Consider the following 19,450-nt stretch of genomic DNA (forward strand, 5'->3'; position numbering starts at 1 on the left):
CCGCCTGCCCTTGGTGCCGCTACGCTCTGTGATGTTCCGTAGCTGACCGCCCGGCCCCTCCGGTTCCGGCTTTGCCGGCCGGCTGGCCTTCGCCGGCGCCCTGACGCCGCGGCGCAGCCGGGTTGTTGATCCTGCCGGCCCGCGCTTCGGCCACGAGAAGTCTCTTCTTCACGATGACGCTCCTGCGGGTTCCCGGTAGCGGCTTTCCGGAACATCGGTGATGAACATGTGCCCCGGCGTGTGGCTGATGGCAAAGGAGGGCCTGGACGCCATCACGGCGCTCTGCGGTGTCACGCCGCAGGCCCAGAAGACCGGGACTTCGCCTGGCCGGATCTCCACCGCGTCACCGAAGTCGGGGCGGTTGATGTCAGCGATGCCAAGGTCTTCCGGGGACCCGACGTGAATCGGGCTGCCGTGGACCTTCGGTACTTCCGACGTCACCCTGATGGCCGTTTCGACCAGCCCGGGCGGCATCGGGCGCATGGACACCACCATCGGACCGTGAATCCGTCCTGCCGGAGTGCACTCAATGTTCGTGCGGTACATGGGCACGTTGCGGCCGGTTTCCGTGTGCCGCAGCGGGATGCCCTCACCAGCAAGCGCCGCCTCGAAGGTGAAGCTGCAGCCGATGAGGACGCCCACCATGTCATCACGCCACACCGATGTTGCGTCAGTGACCTCGTCGGCAAGTTCGCCGTCCACCCACACGCGGTAGGAGGGGATGTCAGTGCGTATGTCCGACCCTGCAGCGAGGACGCTTTCGTAGTGCCCCGCCCGGATGATGTCGATAACGGGGCAGGCCTTGGGATTAAGCCGGCAGAACTCAATGAATTCGTCGGCGTAGTCGGCCGTCACCGCGATCAGGTTCGCCTGGGTGTAGCCGTCGCTCCATCCGGAGGTGGGCGTGACCAGGCCGTTGCGGAACTTCAGGCGCGCGTCGGAGGGTGCCATGAGGGCGTTGGCCTGGCTCATCGGGCCAGCGCCTCAGCGGGTTCGCCCGAGGACTGAAGGTATTCCTCGTCCTCGGCGACGTTGGAGTTCCGGCCCAGGGCCAGGCCCACCAGGGTCAGCAGGCATGCGACGCTGAGGTACATGGCCACCGGGACCCAGCTGTGGAAAGTACTCAGCAGCAGGGTGAACATGAACGGTGCAATGGCGCCGCCGATGATACCGGCGAAGGTGTACGCCAGCGAACTGCCGGTGGAGCGGAGCCGCGGCGAGAACTGCTCAACCACGAAGGCCGCCTGCGGGCCGTACATGAACGAGTGGCAGAGCAGGCCCAGGACCGTTCCCACAATCAGCATGACCGGGGACCGTCCTTCGAGGACGATGAAGAACAGGTAAGCCCACACCGCGGCGGCCACTGCGGCTATGCCGTAGACCAGACGGCGGTTGATGCGGTCTGAGATGGCCCCGGCAAGCGGCATGGTGAAAAGCTGGAGGGCTGACCCGATAAGTACAGCCACAAGTACTTGGCCGCGGTCGAAGCCAAGCTCCTGGATGCCGTAGGTGAGGGTGAAAACCGTGCACAAAGCGTAGGTGACATCCGGGCCGATCCGGCTGAGCATGGCTGCGATCAGGGGCCGGCGCTGGGTGGTCAGGACTTCCCGGATCGGGGCCTTGGGCTTGTCTCCCCTGGCTTCCATCGCTTTGAAGATGGGGGTGTCCTCAAGCTTGAGCCGGATCCAGAGCCCGAAGGCCACCAGCAGCGCCGAGATAAGGAACGCGATCCTCCAGCCATAGTCGAGGAAAGCTTGCTCTGACAGGGTCAGGGTCAGGACGGCGAGCGCACCGTTGGCCATCAGGTTGCCGGCGGGAGGGCCAATCTGCGCGGCAGATGCCCAGAATCCGCGGCGGTTGGGGTCACCGAATTCGCTGGAGAGCAGCACTGCGCCACCCCATTCGCCGCCGACACCGACGCCCTGGGCAAAGCGGAGGAAGACCAGGATGGCGGGAGCGATGACGCCGATATTGTCGTACGTGGGCAGCAGGCCGATAAGGAACGTAGCGACGCCGATGAGCATAAGCGTGATGACCAGGATTTTCTTGCGGCCGATCTCATCCCCCAACCGCCCGAAGATAATGCCGCCGACGGGCCGGGAAATGTAGCCCACCGCGTAGGTCGAGAAGGCCAGCAGGGTGCCCGTGACGGGGTCCGAGGCCGGGAAGAAGATCAGTGGGAAAACGATCGCGGCCGCGGCTGAGTAGACGGCGAAGTCATAGAACTCCAGCGCGGTTCCAGTCAGGCTGGCGGCGAATGCCTTGTACATGCCCTTGCGCCCAACAAAGGGTTTCGGGTCACCGGGGGCCATTACTGATGGAGTGGCCATTTGTATCCTCCATGAAAAGTGCGGATGTCATCCGCATGCGGGCGGATGCTGCTGGGGCGCCTTCTTCTGTCCGGCTCGCAGCGTCGCAAGCGGAGCATTAGGGCGGGTGTGCAGCTACCGTGAGGGCTGCAAGGTCGAGAGGTAATCGTTGGATCGTTGAACAATCCGAACTGTTGAACAATCTACGCGACGCAGATCACACCGTCAAGGGTTGACTGTGATTCGGCGGAGTGCCGGGATGGGATATTTCGGGCGCGCCGGGGTTCCTTCCCGCCGTCCGTCCGAGCGGTCGACGGCGGGAGTTCCCGCCGTCGACCGCCTTGCTTTTGGTGCCGCTTCCCTACAGTTCCGGCTGGTCCGGTATGAACGCCTCCCGGGCCAGCCGGGTGAAGTCCGCGACGAGAACCGAGGGATCGTCTTTCCACGAGGCCAGGAACACGGAAATCGGAGGGGCATCGCGGACCGGCCGGTAGGTGATTCCCGGCCTTGGATTCTGCGCCGCCGTGGCCTCCGAGGACATTCCGACGGCCTGTCCCGTGGAGATGAGGGTCAGCCATTCATCCACGCCCTGCACCAGCCGGACCGACGCCGGCCCGTCCATGCCCTGCCAGAGGTCTTCCGTGGTGGTTCCCGTCCGGTGGTCGACCGCAATCGTTCGTCCGGCGAAATCGGACAGGCGGAGGAAACGCCTCCGGGCGAGCGGATCCCCCTTCGCGAGGGCACCGTAGCGCGCTTCCGTGCCGATCATCGTCGTGGCGAAGCGGTTGTCAGTCAGCGGACGCCGGACGACGGCGATGTCGACGCCCCCGTTTGCCAGGCCGCCCGCCGGGGCATTCGACTGGACCCAGATCAGGCGCACCGCAGGGTGGAGCTCTTCCCATTTTCGCTGCAGGGCCACGGTGCGGCGGCCCAGGGCGGACCACGCGTAACTCACCCTGAGTTCGCTGCTGTGGTCCTGGGCTGCGCGTTCCAGCAACGCGACCTCGTCGAGGACGCGCCGTGCGTGCTCGATGATGCGTTCCCCGGCAGGCGTCGGGGTGACGTTGCGGGTTGTTCGTTGCAGAATGCGCAGCCCAAGGGCCCGCTCCAGCGCCGCGACAGACCGCGAGATGGCGGCCTGGGATGTCCCGAGTGCGATGGCGGCGTCGGTAAAAGTCTGGGAGTCCACCACGGCCACCAGCGCCCGGAGGTACCGCAGCTCAACATTCATACGGTCATCGTATAGAACCGTCGTTGAGCACATTTTTCGGCGCACCGTTTTGGCCGGACACTTTGGGCTATGGAAGCTTATTCAGTGCAGGGCGCGGAGCCGGCCCGCGAGTCGTCGGTGGTTCGCGGTGTCCTGACCATGACGGGTAGCGGGGTCAGTAACCAGGTGGGCGCGGGGATCGGCGCCCACGCCTTTCCGATGATCGGGCCGGCAGGGGTGGTGGCTGTACGGCAGCTGGTGGCTGCCGCCGTACTCCTCCCCGTTGCCCGCCCTCCCTTCCATCGGTTCACGTGGAGGCAGTGGTGGCCGGTCCTGCTGCTGGGGGCCGCTACCGCATTGATGAACATCTGCCTCTACGTGGCCATCGAACGGATCGGGCTGGGCCTTGCCGTCACCCTGGAATTCCTGGGTCCGCTGGCGGTTGCCCTCCTCGGATCAAGGGCGCGGCGGGATTTGTTGTGCGGGCTGAGCGCAGGACTGGGAGTCTTCATCCTCGTGATGCCGGGGCCCACCAGCGACTTCGCCGGCATAGCCGTCGCTATGACGGGAGCCGCGTGCTGGGCGGCGTACATCGTCCTGAACCGCGTCGCCGGCCAGCGGCTGCCCGGACTGCAGGCCCCGGCCGCAGCCACTCTGGTTTCCCTCGTGTTCTACCTGCCGGTGGCCGCCTACCTCGTCGCGCAAGGGATGCTCGCCGGGCCGGCTCTGCTGTACGCCGTCATTGCCGGTCTTCTTTGCTCGGTCATTCCCTACGCCTCCGACCTCATTGCACTCCGCCACGTGCCCGCCGGATTCTTCAGCGTGTTCATGAGCATCAACCCCATCCTCGCCGCACTCTCCGGAACCATGGTGCTGGGGCAAATCCTGGTGATGCACGAATGGCTGGGCATGGCGTTGATCGTGGCCACCAACACCGCAGCGATCTGGCTGGCGGGCCGCAGGACTGCGCCCGTGGTTATTTAGCTGGCCGGACCGGGGCGGTCGATGGCATCCATGACCCTGTCGGTAACGTCATCAATTGCGCCGATGCCGTCCACCCGCGTCAGGATGGTGCGCTTCGCATACGTGGCCACCACCGCCTCGGTCTGCTCGTGGTAGAGGTCCAGCCGGTGGCGGATAACGGCTTCGTTGTCATCGCTACGGCCGGTTTCCCGGGCGCGGCCCAGGAGTCGCGTTACCAGCTCCTCGTCGTCCGCGGTCAGTTGCAGAACGAGGTCAAGGGTCAGCTCGCGTGCGGCCAGGACGCCGTCCAGGTAGTCGATCTGCGCTGCGGTGCGCGGGTAGCCGTCCAGCAGGAAACCGTTGTCGATGTCGTCCTGGCTGAGCCGGCTGCGCACCATCTCATTGGTGACGCTGTCGGGCACGAAATCGCCCGCGTCCATGTACTTCGTGGCCTCGATGCCAAGCGGTGTCCCGCCCCTCACATGGGCACGGAAGATGTCGCCTGTGGAGATCGCAACGACGCCAAGGCGGTCCGAAATGCGCTCCGCCTGCGTGCCCTTGCCGGAACCGGGCGGGCCGATAATCAAAAGCCTCGTCATTCGGGTATCCCTTCGTTGTGCCGTTGTTGGGGGTGTGCCCCCATGTTAGGACTTCAAAGGTTGCGACCAGGCTGCATTGGCGGTGCCGCCAGAAATTCAGTCAGCATACTTACTATCGGGCGGGGATCGGGTTTACGATGAAATTGTGAGCAACCGGCGGACGGCCGGCGGCAACCAAACCGGAGGGAGTACCACCATGGGTCTGGGAGACAAGATCGAAAATGCTGCCGAGAAGGTTGGCGGCAAGGGCAAGGAAGCGGCCGGCGAGGCCACCAACGATCCGGGCCTGAAGGCCGAAGGCCAGGCTGACCAGTCCAAAGCGGACCTGAAGCAGGCCGGCGAGAAGGTCAAGGACGCCTTCAAGGAATAGGCCGCTGAACCGAAGCCAAACAGAAGCGGACGACGCCGGAACCTCCCGGCGTCGTCCGCTTGCGTTTGCCTACGACCGGGAAGCCAGTGCTTCCAGGGCAGCCCGGGCCCCGACGCGGTGGAGGTCATTCAACGCCCGGGTGTACGCCGCCACGAAGACGGGGTTGTCGATCAGGTCCCCGAAGACCTCGCGGTTGGAGATGAAGGCGAGCGGTTCCTCGTGCTGCCGGGCGGCGGCTGCCATCAGTGGTTCCTTGAGCCGGTCGACGACGTCGATGGGGTTTCCCTGCTCGTCGGTGCCTTCGTCGTACCGTGCCCAACTGGCTACTATCGCCGCAGACCGGGCGATCTCGCCTCCATGTTCGAGGTTGATGCGGATGACCGGAACCAGCCATTTGGGGATCCGGTCCGAGCTTTCAGCGCATAGCCGGGCCAGGGTGTCGCGGACGTGCTCGTTGGAGAACCGCTCGATCAGGGTCCGCTTGTAGGATCCGAGGTCGATGCCGGGTACCGGGTGCAGCGTCGGCGTGGCTTCCTTGTCCATGTAGTCGAGCAGGAACTGCGCGAACAAACCGTCCTGGGCCACCTCGTGGGCGTAGCGGTAGCCGGCGAGGTAGCCGAAGTAGCACATGCCCTGGTGGCTGGCGTTGAGCAGGCGCAGCTTCATCAGCTCATACGGTTCCACGTCTTCCACCAGCTGGACGCCGGCATCCTCGAAGGGAGGCCGGCCGAGGCTGAAGTGGTCTTCGAGGACCCATTGCTCGAACGGTTCGCACACCACCGGCCAGGCATCCTCGACGCCGAATTCTCCGGCAATCGCGGCGCGGTCGACGTCGGTGGTCACCGGGGTGATCCGGTCCACCATGCTGTTGGGGAAGGGGACATTGCCCTCCACCCAGACCCCGAGTTCAGGGTCCTTGAGGTTTGCGAATGCGGTGAACATTTTCCGGGCCACGTCGCCGTTGCCCTGGATGTTGTCGCAGGACATCACGGTGAAAGGGGCAAGCCCGCGCGCCCGGCGCCTGGCTAGTGCTTCGGTGACCAGGCCGAAAGTTGTCCGCGGCGCGCCACCGGGCTGGAGGTCGTGGGCCACGTCCGGATTGCCGGCATCGAACTCGCCGGTGACGTGGTGGAAGTTGTAGCCGCCCTCGGTAACCGTGAGCGAGACGATCCGGATCGCCTCGGACGCCATCTTCTCAACGACGGTTTCGGGGTCCTCCGGGGCGAAGAGGTACTCGATGATGGACCCGATGACCCGTCCTTCCCGGGTTCCGTCCGGGTTCTTCACCACCAGGGTGTAAAGGCAGTCCTGGGCGTCCATGACCTGCTTCATGCGGGCATCGCCGGGCAGGACGCCGACGCCGCAGATGGCCCAGTCGTGAGCCTGCCCGGCGTTCATCAGCCGGTCCAGGTACATGGCCTGGTGGGCGCGGTGGAACCCGCCCACGCCGAAGTGGACGATCCCTGCTGTCAGGCCGGAGCGGTCGTAGGAGGGTACCGCCAGGGAACCGGACAATCCGGAAAGTACGCTGGGCTCGAGTGCAGGCATTGTCTAACCTTCCGTTGCGGTGAGGGAACCGGTCAAGGACCCCAGTTCGGCTGACGTGAGCGGGTTGGCGCCTGGCCGGGAGCACGTGATGGCCGCGGCCCTGTTCGCGTACGCGGCCAGGGCGTGCAGTTCACCCGCCGTGATATCCCGCAGGCGCGATCGTGCTGGCGCGCCAAGCGCGTCCAGTTGCGCGAGCCCGGAGATCAGGCCCGCCATGAACGAGTCCCCCGCCCCGACGGTGTCCGCCACGGTAATGGCCTCCGCCGGGATTTCCACGCGACCGTTCCGCGACAGAACCACGGGGCCCGCCGCCCCACGGGTCAGGGCCACAATGGACGGTCCGACATCGAGCCACGCGAGCAGGCTCTCCTCCGGCGTCCTGTCCGGGTACAGCCAGGCCATGTCCTCGTCGCTCGCCTTGACCACGTCGCTGGCGGCCACGAAGAGTTCGACCTGCGAGCGCGCCGCGGCCGCATCCGGGCTGATCCCCGGCCGGCAGTTCGGGTCGTAACTGATGGTCGCATGCTGCCGGGCCGCCTTCACGAGAGCAAGCGTTGCCTGGTCTCCCGGCGCCAGCACGGCAGCGATTGAACCCGTGTGGACGTGGGAAGAACCTTCGACGGCGCCCAGGGCGGGCAGCGCCGCCCCGTTGATGTCCCAGCCGATGTCGAAGGCGTAGGCCGCGGCGCCGTCGGGTTGGATCGTGGCAGTTGCCGTTGAGGTTGGCGCGCTGCCGCCTCGGATCACCATGACACCGTTGGCCTGCAGGTGCTCTTCGATCATGAGCCCGTACCGGTCATCTGCGTAGTGCGTCACGAGGTTCGCCGCCAGGCCCAGGCGGGCAGCCCCCACCGCCACGTTGAGGGGGCTGCCACCGGCGTGTGCCTGGACTTCCTGCGGCTGGCGCGGGTCGGTGATGATGTCCACAAGGGATTCGCCGATGACGGTGATCATGGTCAGCGGCCCGGGTAGACCACGGCTTTGAGCTGGCCGGGCTGCTTGCCGGCTTTGAGCGCGTCCTCGGAGTCGGCGAGGGCGAACCTGCCCGTGACCAGGATGTCCAGGTCCACTTTTCCGTCGGCGATCAGCTGGATGGCCAGCGGCCAGGTATTGGTGTAGCGGAACACTCCGGATAGCCAGATCTCCCGGTTCTGGATGTACGAAACGGGGAGTTCGACGTCGTCCGCCCCCAGCCCGACCAGAATCACCTTCCCGGCCGGTCCCACTGCCTTGATGCCGGAACGGACCGCCTGCGGTGCGCCGGAAGCGTCAATGAACGCATCGACGTCGAGCCCTTCCACACTGTCCGTCTTCGCGTTCAGCGCGTGGGTTGCCCCGTGTTGCAAGGCAAACGCGAGCCGGTCTTCGGCGATGTCGCTGATATAGATTTCGGTGGCGCCGAACGCACGGGCGGCCTGGGCGGCGATGATGCCGATCGGACCTGCACCGGCGATCAGGACCCGGCTGCCCGGCTTGATCTCGGCACGTTCGCAGGCCCAGAGCCCTACCGAGAGGGGTTCGATCAGGGCTGCCGCCTCGTCGCTGACGCTGTCCGGGATGTCGTAGGCGAAGTCGCTCTGGATGGTCACGTATTCGGCGAACGCGCCATCGATCGGCGGGGTGGCGTAGAACTCGATGTCCGGGCACAGGTTGTAGCGGCCGGCTTTGCACTGCTTGCATTTGCGGCAGGGGCGCTGGGGTTCGACGGCGACCCGCTGGCCGATGCGGGCAGGGTCCACGGCGCTTCCGACGGCGGCGATCCGGCCGGAGAGTTCGTGGCCCAGGATCAGCGGATGGTCCACCATGTAGTCGCCGATCCGGCCGTGCTCGTAGTAGTGGACGTCGCTGCCGCAGACGCCGACGGCGGCGACCTGGACCAGCACCTGGTCGGCGTCGAGCTGCGGGACGGGCAGCGTTTCCATCGCCATGTCGCCTTGGCGCTTCAGGATGGCGGCGCGCATCGTGGCGGGCAGCTCCGGCCGTCCGAGGGCCGGGGTCTGGGTGGTTGATGTTGTCATCGAAGTACTCCTCTGGGAATCGAAGGGGGACGGCGTTACTTGACGGGCTGGTTACTTGACGGCGCCGAGCGAAAGTCCCTGGACGAGCTTGTCCTGGGCGGCAAAGCCGGCGAAGAGCACCGGCAGGGAGATCACGACGGCGGCGGCGCAGACCTTGGCGAGGAACAGGCCCTGGCCTGAGACGAAGCCGGTCAGGAAGACCGGGGCGGTGCCTGCCACCACGCCGGTGAGGACCCGTGCCAGGAGCAGTTCGTTCCAGCTGAAGATGAAGCAGATCAGGGCGGTGGCCGCGATGCCGGGCATGGCCACGGGGGCGATGATCTTCCGGAGGGTCAGGAGCAGGTTGGCGCCGTCAATCTGGGCCGCCTCCAGCATCTCGACCGGTACTTCCGCGAGGAATGACCGCATCATCCAGACCGCGATGGGGAGGTTCATGGAGGTGTACATCAGGATCAGGAACCAGATGTTGTCCAGGGCCCCGACAGTTCTGGCGAACAGGTAGAGGGGCAGGATTGCAGCCACCACGGGCATCATCTTCGTGGAGAGGAAGAAGAACATCACGTCCGTCCACTTCTTCACCGGCCGGATGGACAGTGCGTAGGCCGCAGGGATGGCCAGGACCAGGACGAGGACCGTGGACAGGATCGAGGCAGTGGCTGAGTTGATCAGGGCCGGCCACGGGCTGACGCCGGACGTTTCCCCGAAAAATTCCCGGTACGCATCCAGGGTGAGATTGGCGGCAATGGACGGCGGGTTCGTTGCTGCATCGGTTTCGGAGTGGAAGGAGGTCAGGATCATCCACACGACCGGGGCGGCGAAGAGCAGGGCGAGCAGCCAGGCCGCGAGGCCGGCCGCAGTGTTGTTGCGGGTGGGATCCATACGGGTCTTGCCACGTTTGCGGCTGCCGGTGTTCAGAGCGGTGGGGCCGGCGGAGGTTTCGCGGGGCGCGGCGGGGGTGAGGGTGCTCATCGTGCTGCCTCCTTCTTGAAGAGTGAAAAGACGGTGCGGAGTGCGAAAGTGGCCACGATGATGGTGCCGATGACCACCACGACGCCGGCAGCGGATGCCAGGCCGTATTCGTTGGCGAAGTAGAACGTCTGGTAGATCGCGTAGGGCAGGTTGGCCGTGCCGAGTCCGCCCGCGGTGAGGGTAAAGACGGCGTCGAAGTTCTGCACGATGTAGATCGCCCCGAGCAGGCCGCCCAGCTCCAGGTACTGGCGCAGGTGCGGCAGCGTGAGGTGCCGGAAGATGGCCCATGGGGTGGCGCCGTCCATCTGGGCTGCCTCCACGGTGTCCATGGGACGTGACTGCAGGCCGGCCAGCAGGATGAGCATCATGAACGGCGTCCACTGCCAGACCAGCGAGACGATGACGGCCATCATGGGTGCCTGGGAGAGAAGGTCCAGCTGGGGCGCAGTGGCGCTGCCGAAGAGGGACCAGACCCAGGTCAGGATGCCGTTGATCAACCCGTAGGTGGGGTTGAGCAGGGCGTGCTTCCAGATCAGCGCCGCGGCTACCGGCACCACCAGGAACGGGGCGATCAGCAGGGTGCGTGCCAGTCCGCGGCCGATGAACTTCTTATCCAGCAGCAGGGCCAGGCCCAGTCCCACGAGCAGGCTCACGAGGACCACGGAGACGGTGAGGAGGATGGTGGTGAAGATTGCCTGGCGCAGGTCGGGATCCGTGAGGACCGTGACGTAGTTTTCGAAGCCGGCGAAGGCGGTCTTGTCAGGGCTGAGGCTGTTCCAGTTCAGGAACGAGATGATCAGCGTCACCACGAACGGAAGCTGGGTGACGACGATAAGGAAGATCAGGGCCGGCAGCAGCGGCGCGCGCCGTGCCCAGGCCAGCGCACGCTCACGTGATTTGGCGTTCTTGGAGGGGGTGGCTGCGCTGCGTCCCGATCGGGAGATACGCGCCGTTGCGGTAGTCATGATGTTCTCCTGCTGTTGGGTTGTTGCTACTTGTACTTATTGCCGACTTTTTGGGCGGCTTCCTGGCCCTTGGCCAGCGCATCAGCCACGGAACCCTGGCCGGCGATGGCGGAGCTGACTCCTTGGGACACGTTGGTGCCGAGGGCGGCGAACTCGGGAATGCCGACGAACTGGATACCGACGGCCGGGCGTTCCTGCGCGCCGGGGTTCTTCGGGTCCGCGTTCTCGATGGCGAAGCGCTCTGCTTCGAAGAACGGGGCGGCCTTCTGGAACTCGGTGTTCTCGTAGGTGGAGATGCGCTTGCCGGAGGGAACCTTCGCCCAGCCGAGCTTGGCGGCGACAAGTTCCTCGTATTCCTTCGAGCTGGCCCAGGCGATGAACTTCCCGGCAGCGTCCTGCTTCTTTGAGGCAGCCTGCATGGCCCAGGACCAGGTCCACAACCAGCCGGAGGACTTGGTTTCCTTGACCGGGGCCTGGGCGTAGCCGATCTTGCCCTTCACCGGGGATGCCTCGGCTTCCAGGGCTCCGGCAGCCGAGGTGGCGTCGTACCACATGGCCACTTTGCTTTGGCTCATGTTATTCAGGCACTCGGTGAAGCCGGCCTGGGCGGCGCCCAATTCACCGTGTTCACGGACCAGTTTGGTGTAGAACTCGACGGCCTGGGTGAATTCCGGGGAGTTGACCTGGGCGTTCCAGTCCTTGTCGAACCAGGTGCCGCCGAAGGTGTTCACCACGGTGGTCAGCGGCGCGAAGACCTGGCCCCAGCCGGGCTGGCCGCGCAGGCAGATACCCTTCATTCCCGGAGCGGCGCCGTCCACCTTCGCCGCTAGGTCCGCGACCTCATCCCAGGTGGGCTTCTCCGGCATGGTCAGGCCCTTGGCGTCCAGGATGTCTTTCCGGTACATCAGGAAGGACGATTCGCCGTAGAACGGTTCGCCGTAGAGTTTCCCGTCCTCGCCCGTCAGGGACGCCGTGTAGGCGGGCAGGATGTCGTCCTGTTCGAAGGCCGGGTCCGCGGCCACCTTGTCCAGTGGAGCGAGCCAGCCGTTGGCGGAGTAGAACGGGATCTCGTAGTTGGACAGCGACGCGACGTCGTACTGTCCGGCCTGGCTGGAGAACTCCTGGCTGATCTTGGCCCGGACGTCGTTCTCCGGCAGGATCGTGTAATTGACCTTGACGCCGGTTTCCTTGGTGAAATTCTCCGCGGTGAGCCGCTGCAGGTCCTCCATCTGAGGGTTGTTCACCATCAGGACATTGATGCTGTTCGGGTCGCCAGCGGAATTGCCTCCGCCGGCACCTGCACAGGCCGAGGCACTGAGTGCGACGCACAAAGCGCCGACGGCGAGGGTCGCAGCACGCATTTTTGAGCGCATTAAGGACTCCTTTGTTCTTCAGGGGTGCGCGGTCACCGCACTCGACTGCCATGTCGATGTACCGGACCGGACGGGGCTAGTGGCCGGGAAATCCGGGGGTGCCCCGCTGTTGTTCCTCAACGATAGGGCTGTGGGATAGGGCACAACTAGCGCCGTGGTTGCCAGTTTCTGATACTAATTTTCCGCGCCGGTCCCTCAGGGAGGCGATAATCTGGGGGAAGGCATTCAAGATGCTTCCATTTTTCATAAACCCAAAACGTGGAGAACCACTATGAGCGTCGCGGACCTCACGGACGGAGCAGACGGAGCCACGGCAAGGCTCGCCGAACGGCTGCTGGGGATGCGGGCCAACCGGGAAGTCATCCCGCCCGACCCGAACCACTCGGTCCGGTGGCACCAGCACGACTACCCCAGCCCCGTGGCGCGGTGGAACTACCATCCCGAGTACGAGATCCACCTCATCCGGAAGGGCACCGGAAAGTTCATCGTCGGAGACCACATCGGCACGTTCGAGGCCGGCCACGTCTCCCTTGTCGGGTCCGGGCTGCCGCACGACTGGGTCAGCGATCTGGAGCCCGGCGAAGTGCTGGAGAACCGTGACGCCGTCATCCAGTTCGACGCCAAGTGGGTTGAGCAGACGGCAGCCCTGGTCCCCGAAATGGCCGAGGTCAGGCCGCTACTGGAGCAGTCGGCACGGGGCATAGAATTCCTCGGGCGTTCAGCGGAGACCGCGGCCGCAGCCATTGAAGCGATGGGTTCCGCCACCGGCCTGGAGCGGTTCCGCCACTTTCTGGAACTCTTTGCGGTCCTTGCCCGCGCCCCGCAGGAGGAACGGCGTTACCTCGCCGACGAATGGTTCAGGCCCCAGCTGGACAGCCAGGCCGCCGCCGTCGTGGATATCGTTCTGGAGTACGTTTTCGGCAACCACGCCGGCACCGTCAAGATGTCCGAGGCCGCGGCACTGGTCGGCATGCCGGAACCGACGTTCTCGAAGTACTTCAAGCGCGCCACCGGCCAGAACTTCAGTGACCTGGTCCGCAAGCTTCGGCTCGCCCATGCCCGCCGCCTGCTCGAGCACAGCGACAAAGCCATCTCCGAGATCTGCTACGAGGTGGGTTTCTCGAACCTGTCCAACTTCAACCGGCACTTCCTCAACGACGCCGGCGAAACCCCGCGGGCCTACCGCCAGCGGGTACACGGCTGACCTTTCAAGTTTCCGCAGGAGTGGCTAAGATGTTTTTCCTTCAGACGGTGAGCAGACTCCGTCTTCGTCTTCTCCAAGGAGAGACCGGCACATGGCAACCGACTATGACGCACCCCGGGTGAGCACCGAGGACGAGGCAAACGCCACGACCGACGTCCTCAAGCCCGAACGTTCTGCCGCATCAACGTCCCAGATCGACGTTGACGAGTCCGACCTGGCCGACTCCTTCGAGCTCCCGGGAGCGGACCTGTCCCACGAGGAACTCCTCGTGCAGATCATCCCCGTCCAGAAGGACGAGTTCACCTGCATGTCCTGCTTCCTGGTCCACCACCGCAGCCAGCTGGCCCGCGAGAAGGACGGCAAGAAGTACTGCAAGGACTGCGAAGGCTAGGTGCTTGCCCGGGGACCGGTCCCCAACGACGGTTGACGGCCGGGTGGCCCGCTATAGTGGCAGCAGCCATGAGCAGCCTTCCGTCCGCCCCCGCCACAGTCCGCCTTGATGCCTGGCTGTGGGCCGTCCGCGCCTATAAGACCCGCTCGGCTGCCACGGCCGCCTGCCGCGGCGGGCACGTCCGGCTGAACGGAAACCCGGCCAAGGCGTCGCAGTCCGTGGTGCCGGGCGACACCGTCCGGGTCCGCCAGCCGGGATATGAACGGATCCTCGAAGTCCGGCGGCTGATCGCCAAGCGTGTGGGCGCTGAGGCAGCCGCGCACTGCTTCACCGACCACACCCCGCCGCGGCCCGAGGCGCCCGCGCTCGGTCTTCCGCAGCGCGACCGCGGAACCGGCCGGCCCACGAAGAAAGACCGCCGCGAAATGGAACGCCTGCGCGGCCCGGCTTAGGCCTGGTCACCAGCCTGCCGCATTCCGGTTTACGGGGTGGAGTCGTTCAACTGACGGCCCCGAAGCTCAGGAGCACCTTGCCGGATTCCGCGGAGTTTCGGGCAACGCCGAACGCCTCCAGCGCTGCCTCCACGGGGTAGTCGTGGGTGATCACGGGGTCCACGAAGAGGGTGCCGTCGGCGAGTGCCGCGATGACGTCGTCGATCTCGTCGTTGAAGCGGAAGGAACCCTTCAGTTCCAGTTCGCGGGTGATGGCCAGCGAGATCAGGACCGGCTGCGGGCCGGTGGGCAGCAGGCCGACCATCACTACGGTGCCGCCGCGGGCGGCGCCCTGGATCGCGGAGGCCAGTCCGTGGTGGTTGCCGGAGGATTCAATCACGACGTCGGCCTCGACGGCGGCGATCGCTTCCGCGTCGGAGGCGGCGAGCACTTCGTCCGCTCCCACGGCCGCGGCGATTTCCAGCGGCCTGGCGTGCATGTCCACGGCGACGATCCGGCCTGCGCCGGCGCGCTTGAGGACGGCCACGGCCAGCGCACCGATGGGGCCGCTGCCGATCACCAGGGCGGTCTTTCCGCTGACGTCCCCGGCACGGGACACCGCGTGCCAGGCCACGGAGGCGGGCTCGATCAGCGCCGCCGTGCGCAGGCTGAGGCCTTCCGGCAGCGCGCGCAGCATCCGCGCCGGCAGGTTCACGTAGCGGCTGAACGCGCCGTCGGTGTGCGGATAGCGGGCGGCGCTGCCCAGGTACGTGCAGCCCGGGGACAGGTTGGGCCGGTCCGCCGGATACCGGGCCGCGCCGGGGCCGGGCGTGGCGGGGTGGACGGCAACCGGGGTGCCGGCCACCGGTCCGGTGCCGTCTGCCGCGGCCTGAATCACGGTCCCGGAAATTTCGTGTCCGAGCACCAGGGGCGCGCGGAGGATGGATTCGCCGGCGGCGCCGTGCAGCCAGTAGTGCAGGTCCGAGCCGCAGATGCCGCCGTAGCGGACTTCGACGACGGCCTCGTCGCGGGCGGGGGCGGTGAGAATCACGTCTTCGATGCGGAGGTCGCCGGCGGCGTGCGCCACCACGGCCGGGCCGGATTCGGGCAGGACTGTGTTCGCACTCATCAGACCACCACCGTCATTCCGCCGTCGATGAAGATGGTCTGCCCGTTCACGAAGTCCGACCCGTCCGAGGCCAGCCACACCGCGGGCCCGGCCAGATCCTGCACGGTCCCCCACCGGTGCGCCGGGGTCCGGCCCAGGATCCAGGAATTGAACTGCTCATCGTCCACCAGGTTCTGCGTCATCTCGGTATGGATGTAGCCCGGGGCGATCCCGTTGATCTGCAGCCCGGACCCGGCCCACTCCGCGGTCATCGCCCGGGTCAGGTTCCGCAGCCCGCCCTTCGCTGCGATGTACGGGGCGATGGTCGGGCGGGCGAGATCGGTCTGCACCGAACAGATATTGATGATCTTCCCCCGGCCGCGCGGGATCATGACCCGCGCCGCCTCACGCCCCACCAGGAACGCGCTGGTCAGGTCCGTGGAAATCACCCGCTCCCAGTCCGCCACGTCCAAATCCAGCATCGGCACCCGGTGCTGGATCCCCGCATTGTTCACCAGGATCTCCAGCGGCCCCACGTTCTCCTCCACCCACGCAACACCCCGCGCAGCCTCAGTATCGCTCGTGACATCGAACGCGCAACTGTGCACCCGCCCCGGCGGGTACCCGGCCGCCATCGCAGCCTCAGCAGCTTTCAGCCGTTCAGTATTGATGCCGTTCAGCACCACCGTCGCGCCGGCGTCCGCCAGCGCCCGCGCCAGCGCATTGCCGATCCCCCGGCTCGAACCGGTCACCAGGGCAACACGCCCCGTCAGGTCAAAAAGTGCACTCATGCGAAGGGGCCTTTCTGCACCAGGTTGGCGGGAGCCTGTCCCGCCGCGAGGGCTTCGAGCTGCTTCCGCAGGAGCCTGAGGATCCTGGGCTGGAACGCCGATGCGTTGCCGCCGATGTGAGGGGTGATCAGTGCGTTCGGAGCGGACCACAGCGGGTGGTCCTGAGGCAGCGGCTCGGGATCAACGACGTCGAGCGCGCACTGCAGGCGGCCGGACAGAACTTCCTTGGTCAGGGCAGCCGTGTCCACCACGGAGCCGCGGCCCACGTTCACCACCAGGGCACCGTCCGGGAGTGCGGCGAGGACCTCTTCGCCGATCAGCTGGTGGGTCTGCTGGTTCAGGGGCAGCACGGAAACGAGGATGTCGTGCGTGGCGGCGAGCGCGGGCAGGTCCGCGGACGCGTGAACCTCGCCGTATTCGTCGGTGCGGGCAGCACTCCCCACCCGGGTGACCGTGACCTCGAAGGGCTCCAGGCGGCGGGCTATTTCATGCCCGATCCCGCCGACCCCCACCAGCAGCACCCGCCGGTCCGCCAGGGACTGGCGCCGCTCCGGCCGCCACAGCCCGTACTGCGAATCGCGGACGGCCTGGTCGATGCCCCGCAGTTTCGCCAGGATCAGCCCGACGGCAAGTTCCGCGGTCGCGGCGGCGTGGACGCCGGAGGCGCTGGCCACGCCGGCCGCCGGACCGGCGGCCTCGATCACGCCGTCGTATCCGGTGGACTGCGTCTGCACGTACTTCAGGTTCGGGACGCGCGCAAGGGAGCCCATCACGGCGGAGGCGTCGATGTACGGGAGGATGACGCCGTCGATCTCACTGAGCGTCCCGCCGTCGGGATCCGCCTTCAGGTCCCAGACCACTCCCCTCAGCCCTTCGGGAAGGGGTGAGAGATCGGCGAGCAGTTGCCGGTCGGGGAAACTGACGGTACGGACTGTTTGCATCGAAGAACCTATCAATCGTGGGGTCTGGTGGGCGGCGTGCGGCTAGCGGCGGTCGAAGGTGAGGCCGCCGGGGACCTGGAAGGTAGGCATGAGTTCGAGCATGCCCACGTTCACGTGGCGGGGTGTTTCGATCGCGTAGTCCATCGCGTTGACGATGTCGTCCGTGGTCAGCGATTCGTAGCCCTCGTAGTACGTCTTCCACGCCTCCTCCATGGCCTCGGGAGTACCGCCCATGTTGCGGCCGAAGATCTCCGTTTCGACGCGTCCGGGGCAGATTTCGGTGACACGGATGCGCTTGCCCACCGTGTCGTTGCGCAGCTGCCGGGAGACCTGGTGCACTGCCGCCTTGGTCGCGTGGTAGACCGTGTGGCCGTAGAAGTTGTAGACCCCGGCGATGGAGCTGATGTTGATGACGTGTCCGCGGTCCCGCTCCACCATGCCCGGAAGCACCAGCCTGGTCAGCTGGAGCAGGCCGCGCAGGTTGACGTCCACGAGTTCGTCGATGTCGCTCTCGCTGGAGTCCAGGATGTTTCCGGGCCGGGACACCCCGGCGCAGTTCACCAGGACATCCACTTCAAGATCGCCGACGGCGGCAGCCAGCGCTGCGGTGTCGGTCAGGTCGACGACGTGGGGAACCGCGCCGGTCTTGTCTGCCAGTTCGTTGAGGCGCTCCTCGTTGCGGGCGAGGGCGTGGACCGTGAGTCCCCGCTTGGCGAGGCGCCCGGCGATCGCGGCGCCCATGCCGGTGGACGCGCCCGTGACGAGGGCAGTTGAATAATCTGAAAAAGGCATGGAAGTCTCCTGAGGGTGCAGCGCAGTTGATGCCCCGCAATTGGTGCAGTGCACTGCCGGTGGGGGCAGTGCACTGCTGTTCGGATGGGTGGTGGTTTAGGCGTCGCGGAGGGGCAGGTGCGCCCGGTCCTTGACCGTGCTGACGGCGGCGAGGGTGCCCAGTGCCGTGATCACGGCGTAGAAAGCGGGCATGTAGATGTTGCCGGTGGAGGAAATGAGCCAGGTCATCAGCAGCGGGGCGGTGCCACCGAAGAGTGCCGAGGAGATGTTGTAGCCCAGGCCGTAGGCGGAGTACCGGACCCGGGTGGGGAACAGTTCAACGATCAGGATGTGGATCACGGCGGTGTGGCCAGCGAAGACCACGGCCATGATGCAGGCGCCCAGGATGGCCAGCCCCATCTCACCGGTGGCGATCAGGGCATAGGCGGGGATGCCGACGATTGCCATGGCGATCGCGGAGCCGGCGATGACCTTCTTGCGTCCCACACGGTCTGACAGCGCGCCCATGAAGGGGATGGCGATGCAGATGACCACGAGGCTGCAGGCGGTGACGATGAGCGCCTCGCCGATGGTGAAGTTGAGCTGCTTGCCCTTCAGGAAGGTTGGCATGTAGGAGAAGAGGACGTAGTAGCCGGAGCCGTTCATGAGCGGGATGAACAGGGCCAGGAGCATGGCGCGGCGGTGTTCGGCGGACTTGAAGGCTTCCTTGAGCGGGTTCTTGGACAGGCCGCCCTCTTCCTTCAGCTTCACGAAGTTCGGGGTGTCGCTGATCGCCTTGCGGATGTACCAGCCGATGACGCCCATGGGGATGGCAACCAGGAACGGGATGCGCCACGCGAACGAACCGAAGCCGCCGCCGTCGATCGCTGCCTGGGTGAGCCAGGGCGACATGGAGAACGCGACGAGCGTGCCGGTGAGCAGTGCGGCGAAGGAGGCGATCTGGGCGTAGGAGGTGATGATGCCGCGCTTGCCTTCAGGGGCGTGCTCGGCGAGGAAGGTCATGGCGCCGGCCGCTTCGCCGCCAACGGAGAAGCCCTGCAGCATGCGGAGCAGCACCAGGAGGATCGGGGCGGCGATGCCGATGGCCGAGTAGGCCGGCAGCAGGCCGATGCCCGCCGTGGCCACGCTGATCAGCAGGATGACAAAGACCAGCAGCTTTTGCCGTCCGATGCGGTCCCCCAGGTATCCGCAGACCACGGCGCCGAGGGGGCGAACGAAGAAGGACACGGCGTAGCCGGCGAAGACGAACAACAGGGCGTTGTCCGGGTTGCCGGGTGCCAGGAAGACGAGGGCAAGCGTTCCGGCCATAAAGGCGAAAATGCCGTTGTCGTAGAGCTCCACGAAAATGCCGACGCAGCCGGCAGTCACTACTTTGCGGGTCTGCTTGCTGCTGAGCCGCTCTTGCGGCTGGGCCGCGTGCGTAGAAGTTGTCATGGCTTTCCTTACTAAGGGGATGGTAACAAGGCTC

21 protein-coding genes are annotated in these 19,450 nt (G+C 66.0%); 5 read left to right on the forward strand and 16 right to left on the reverse strand.

The features are described 5' to 3' along the window. Positions 1-19 precede the first annotated feature (19 nt). From ACSQ1X_RS18395 to ACSQ1X_RS18410, 4 genes are all read right to left on the reverse strand, one after another. Positions 20-172, reverse strand: a complete 153-nt coding sequence (locus ACSQ1X_RS18395) for a hypothetical protein (RefSeq protein ID WP_436058736.1) — start codon at positions 170-172, stop codon at positions 20-22. Beyond that, positions 169-972, reverse strand: a complete 804-nt coding sequence (locus ACSQ1X_RS18400; protein WP_436058737.1) for a putative hydro-lyase — start codon at positions 970-972, stop codon at positions 169-171. Before ACSQ1X_RS18400 ends, ACSQ1X_RS18395 begins: the two co-directional genes overlap by 4 nt. Next, entirely contained in the window at positions 969-2,330 is a 1,362-nt protein-coding gene (locus ACSQ1X_RS18405) for an MFS transporter (protein ID WP_436058738.1), read from the reverse strand. Before ACSQ1X_RS18405 ends, ACSQ1X_RS18400 begins: the two co-directional genes overlap by 4 nt. 340 nt (positions 2,331-2,670) lie before the next feature. Then, positions 2,671-3,540, reverse strand: coding sequence for a LysR family transcriptional regulator (locus tag ACSQ1X_RS18410; RefSeq protein WP_436058739.1), 870 nt, complete (start codon positions 3,538-3,540; stop codon positions 2,671-2,673). A gap of 69 nt (positions 3,541-3,609) precedes the next feature. On the opposite strand from ACSQ1X_RS18410, the gene ACSQ1X_RS18415 reads away from it, so the two are divergent. Next, positions 3,610-4,503: an EamA family transporter gene (locus ACSQ1X_RS18415; protein ID WP_436058740.1), complete on the forward strand. Its 894-nt coding sequence runs from the start codon at positions 3,610-3,612 to the stop codon at positions 4,501-4,503. Here the strand turns inward: ACSQ1X_RS18415 and ACSQ1X_RS18420 are convergent. Continuing rightward, entirely contained in the window at positions 4,500-5,081 is a 582-nt protein-coding gene (locus tag ACSQ1X_RS18420) for an adenylate kinase (RefSeq protein ID WP_436058741.1), read from the reverse strand. The genes ACSQ1X_RS18415 and ACSQ1X_RS18420 overlap by 4 nt on opposite strands. A gap of 196 nt (positions 5,082-5,277) precedes the next feature. Between ACSQ1X_RS18420 and ACSQ1X_RS18425 the strand changes: the two genes are divergently transcribed. Then, positions 5,278-5,451, forward strand: a complete 174-nt coding sequence (locus ACSQ1X_RS18425) for a CsbD family protein (protein ID WP_055807725.1) — start codon at positions 5,278-5,280, stop codon at positions 5,449-5,451. A gap of 69 nt (positions 5,452-5,520) precedes the next feature. On the opposite strand, the gene ACSQ1X_RS18430 is transcribed toward ACSQ1X_RS18425, so the two are convergent. From ACSQ1X_RS18430 to ACSQ1X_RS18455, 6 genes are read right to left on the reverse strand one after another with little or no spacing between them, the layout of a single operon-like run. Further along, positions 5,521-6,999, reverse strand: a complete 1,479-nt coding sequence (locus ACSQ1X_RS18430; protein WP_436058742.1) for a mannitol dehydrogenase family protein — start codon at positions 6,997-6,999, stop codon at positions 5,521-5,523. Positions 7,000-7,002: 3 nt separating this feature from the next. After that, positions 7,003-7,953: a carbohydrate kinase family protein gene (locus ACSQ1X_RS18435; RefSeq protein WP_436058743.1), complete on the reverse strand. Its 951-nt coding sequence runs from the start codon at positions 7,951-7,953 to the stop codon at positions 7,003-7,005. A 2-nt stretch (positions 7,954-7,955) separates the two neighbouring features. Next, positions 7,956-9,017 (reverse strand): NAD(P)-dependent alcohol dehydrogenase, encoded by a 1,062-nt coding sequence (locus tag ACSQ1X_RS18440; protein WP_436058744.1) that lies wholly within the window; start codon positions 9,015-9,017, stop codon positions 7,956-7,958. A gap of 51 nt (positions 9,018-9,068) precedes the next feature. Continuing rightward, complete coding sequence (locus ACSQ1X_RS18445; RefSeq protein ID WP_055807630.1) at positions 9,069-9,986, reverse strand: carbohydrate ABC transporter permease; 918 nt, start codon at positions 9,984-9,986, stop codon at positions 9,069-9,071. Next, entirely contained in the window at positions 9,983-10,951 is a 969-nt protein-coding gene (locus tag ACSQ1X_RS18450) for a carbohydrate ABC transporter permease (RefSeq protein WP_436058745.1), read from the reverse strand. Before ACSQ1X_RS18450 ends, ACSQ1X_RS18445 begins: the two co-directional genes overlap by 4 nt. Before the next feature lie 26 nt (positions 10,952-10,977). Beyond that, positions 10,978-12,324, reverse strand: coding sequence for an ABC transporter substrate-binding protein (locus ACSQ1X_RS18455; protein ID WP_436058746.1), 1,347 nt, complete (start codon positions 12,322-12,324; stop codon positions 10,978-10,980). A 271-nt stretch (positions 12,325-12,595) separates the two neighbouring features. Here ACSQ1X_RS18455 and ACSQ1X_RS18460 point away from each other — a divergent pair, with 271 nt between their 5' ends. The 3 genes from ACSQ1X_RS18460 (at position 12,596) to ACSQ1X_RS18470 (ending at position 14,371) form a co-directional block, all read left to right on the forward strand. Beyond that, positions 12,596-13,528 (forward strand): AraC family transcriptional regulator, encoded by a 933-nt coding sequence (locus tag ACSQ1X_RS18460; protein ID WP_436058747.1) that lies wholly within the window; start codon positions 12,596-12,598, stop codon positions 13,526-13,528. Positions 13,529-13,619: 91 nt separating this feature from the next. Continuing rightward, positions 13,620-13,919, forward strand: a complete 300-nt coding sequence (locus ACSQ1X_RS18465; RefSeq protein ID WP_028269817.1) for a DUF4193 domain-containing protein — start codon at positions 13,620-13,622, stop codon at positions 13,917-13,919. A gap of 68 nt (positions 13,920-13,987) precedes the next feature. Then, complete coding sequence (locus ACSQ1X_RS18470) at positions 13,988-14,371, forward strand: RNA-binding S4 domain-containing protein (protein ID WP_055807639.1); 384 nt, start codon at positions 13,988-13,990, stop codon at positions 14,369-14,371. 46 nt (positions 14,372-14,417) lie between these two features. Here ACSQ1X_RS18470 and ACSQ1X_RS18475 read toward each other — a convergent pair whose 3' ends face one another. The 5 genes from ACSQ1X_RS18475 to ACSQ1X_RS18495 form a co-directional block, all read right to left on the reverse strand. Then, complete coding sequence (locus tag ACSQ1X_RS18475; RefSeq protein ID WP_436058748.1) at positions 14,418-15,479, reverse strand: L-idonate 5-dehydrogenase; 1,062 nt, start codon at positions 15,477-15,479, stop codon at positions 14,418-14,420. Next, entirely contained in the window at positions 15,479-16,249 is a 771-nt protein-coding gene (locus ACSQ1X_RS18480; protein WP_436058749.1) for an SDR family oxidoreductase, read from the reverse strand. Before ACSQ1X_RS18480 ends, ACSQ1X_RS18475 begins: the two co-directional genes overlap by 1 nt. After that, positions 16,246-17,190, reverse strand: a complete 945-nt coding sequence (locus ACSQ1X_RS18485; RefSeq protein ID WP_436058750.1) for a 2-hydroxyacid dehydrogenase — start codon at positions 17,188-17,190, stop codon at positions 16,246-16,248. The genes ACSQ1X_RS18480 and ACSQ1X_RS18485 overlap by 4 nt, the downstream gene beginning before the upstream one ends. 42 nt (positions 17,191-17,232) lie before the next feature. Next, positions 17,233-17,982: an SDR family oxidoreductase gene (locus ACSQ1X_RS18490; protein ID WP_055807647.1), complete on the reverse strand. Its 750-nt coding sequence runs from the start codon at positions 17,980-17,982 to the stop codon at positions 17,233-17,235. 96 nt (positions 17,983-18,078) lie between these two features. Further along, positions 18,079-19,416 carry an MFS transporter gene (locus tag ACSQ1X_RS18495; protein WP_436058751.1) on the reverse strand — a complete coding sequence of 446 codons (1,338 nt, stop codon included), beginning with the start codon at positions 19,414-19,416 and terminating at the stop codon, positions 18,079-18,081. Between the last annotated feature and the right edge of the window lie 34 nt (positions 19,417-19,450).

It is taken from the genome of Arthrobacter sp. LjRoot78 (assembly GCF_964254335.1).
In the GTDB taxonomy this organism is placed as follows: Bacteria; Actinomycetota; Actinomycetes; order Actinomycetales; family Micrococcaceae; genus Arthrobacter.

Coding starts and splice junctions, on each gene's coding strand:
- ACSQ1X_RS18490 (WP_055807647.1), bottom strand. CDS start 17,982: ATGCCTTTTTCAGATTATTCAACTGCCCTCGTCACGGGCGCGTCCACC.
- ACSQ1X_RS18455 (WP_436058746.1), bottom strand. CDS start 12,324: ATGCGCTCAAAAATGCGTGCTGCGACCCTCGCCGTCGGCGCTTTGTGC.
- ACSQ1X_RS18420 (WP_436058741.1), bottom strand. CDS start 5,081: ATGACGAGGCTTTTGATTATCGGCCCGCCCGGTTCCGGCAAGGGCACG.
- ACSQ1X_RS18405 (WP_436058738.1), bottom strand. CDS start 2,330: ATGGCCACTCCATCAGTAATGGCCCCCGGTGACCCGAAACCCTTTGTT.
- ACSQ1X_RS18400 (WP_436058737.1), bottom strand. CDS start 972: ATGAGCCAGGCCAACGCCCTCATGGCACCCTCCGACGCGCGCCTGAAG.
- ACSQ1X_RS18410 (WP_436058739.1), bottom strand. CDS start 3,540: ATGAATGTTGAGCTGCGGTACCTCCGGGCGCTGGTGGCCGTGGTGGAC.
- ACSQ1X_RS18445 (WP_055807630.1), bottom strand. CDS start 9,986: ATGAGCACCCTCACCCCCGCCGCGCCCCGCGAAACCTCCGCCGGCCCC.
- ACSQ1X_RS18480 (WP_436058749.1), bottom strand. CDS start 16,249: ATGAGTGCACTTTTTGACCTGACGGGGCGTGTTGCCCTGGTGACCGGT.
- ACSQ1X_RS18430 (WP_436058742.1), bottom strand. CDS start 6,999: ATGCCTGCACTCGAGCCCAGCGTACTTTCCGGATTGTCCGGTTCCCTG.
- ACSQ1X_RS18425 (WP_055807725.1), top strand. CDS start 5,278: ATGGGTCTGGGAGACAAGATCGAAAATGCTGCCGAGAAGGTTGGCGGC.
- ACSQ1X_RS18495 (WP_436058751.1), bottom strand. CDS start 19,416: ATGACAACTTCTACGCACGCGGCCCAGCCGCAAGAGCGGCTCAGCAGC.
- ACSQ1X_RS18415 (WP_436058740.1), top strand. CDS start 3,610: ATGGAAGCTTATTCAGTGCAGGGCGCGGAGCCGGCCCGCGAGTCGTCG.
- ACSQ1X_RS18485 (WP_436058750.1), bottom strand. CDS start 17,190: ATGCAAACAGTCCGTACCGTCAGTTTCCCCGACCGGCAACTGCTCGCC.
- ACSQ1X_RS18460 (WP_436058747.1), top strand. CDS start 12,596: ATGAGCGTCGCGGACCTCACGGACGGAGCAGACGGAGCCACGGCAAGG.
- ACSQ1X_RS18465 (WP_028269817.1), top strand. CDS start 13,620: ATGGCAACCGACTATGACGCACCCCGGGTGAGCACCGAGGACGAGGCA.
- ACSQ1X_RS18470 (WP_055807639.1), top strand. CDS start 13,988: ATGAGCAGCCTTCCGTCCGCCCCCGCCACAGTCCGCCTTGATGCCTGG.
- ACSQ1X_RS18475 (WP_436058748.1), bottom strand. CDS start 15,479: ATGAGTGCGAACACAGTCCTGCCCGAATCCGGCCCGGCCGTGGTGGCG.
- ACSQ1X_RS18440 (WP_436058744.1), bottom strand. CDS start 9,017: ATGACAACATCAACCACCCAGACCCCGGCCCTCGGACGGCCGGAGCTG.
- ACSQ1X_RS18450 (WP_436058745.1), bottom strand. CDS start 10,951: ATGACTACCGCAACGGCGCGTATCTCCCGATCGGGACGCAGCGCAGCC.
- ACSQ1X_RS18435 (WP_436058743.1), bottom strand. CDS start 7,953: ATGATCACCGTCATCGGCGAATCCCTTGTGGACATCATCACCGACCCG.